This is a genomic window from Streptococcus sp. E29BA (assembly GCF_041807805.1).
In the GTDB taxonomy this organism is placed as follows: domain Bacteria; phylum Bacillota; class Bacilli; order Lactobacillales; family Streptococcaceae; genus Streptococcus; species Streptococcus entericus.
This window is the reverse complement of sequence record NZ_JBGTZA010000076.1, coordinates 1-536: the sequence shown is the minus strand read 5'-3', so window position 1 is coordinate 536 and position 536 is coordinate 1. Positions and strand designations below refer to the sequence as shown.

The following is a 536-nucleotide window of genomic DNA, read 5'->3' as shown; positions in this document are numbered from 1 at the left end:
TAGACATAGAGTTCTCCTGTTTTCTTTAGTGTAGAACACTTTATAAATTCTGTCTAGTTTAGTGTAACCGATTCAATGGCTTTAATCCACTCAAGGTATACGCGGTCTTAAGAGGATAGAAATCTTGTTCGCTCTCGTTCTACTTTATAGAGATATTCCAAATCATCATAATTTTTATCATTCAGTAGTTTATCTGATAGTTGTTTGAACTCAGATAAGTCAAATGTTAATTCTATTTGGTCATTGAAAAAATAATCCAAAGGGACTTCTAGATTTTGGGATAGTTGGAACAAAAGTTCTGCAGAAGGCATCAAATGATTACGCTCAATTTTACCAATCTAACTTTGTTCACAAATCCCATCAGCAAGGACTTTTTGAGAGAGTCCTAATTCTTTTCGTCTCATTTTGAGTTTGTCAGATATCATTGTCATCACCTTGCTTCTTTTCATGGTATATTATCCTCATTGTACAAAAGTTAGTCATAAACAGCAACATTTTTAATTTTAAAATTAAAAAAATCAAAAAATACACAAATA

The 536-nt window shown here is 31.2% G+C and carries 1 pseudogene; it reads right to left on the bottom strand.

Going from position 1 to position 536, the window contains the following annotated elements:
- Window positions 1–110: 110 nt before the first annotated feature.
- Window positions 111–338 (bottom strand): annotated as a pseudogene (locus tag ACERC8_RS09965) (XRE family transcriptional regulator); the annotation flags it as partial.
- Window positions 339–536 lie beyond the last annotated feature (198 nt).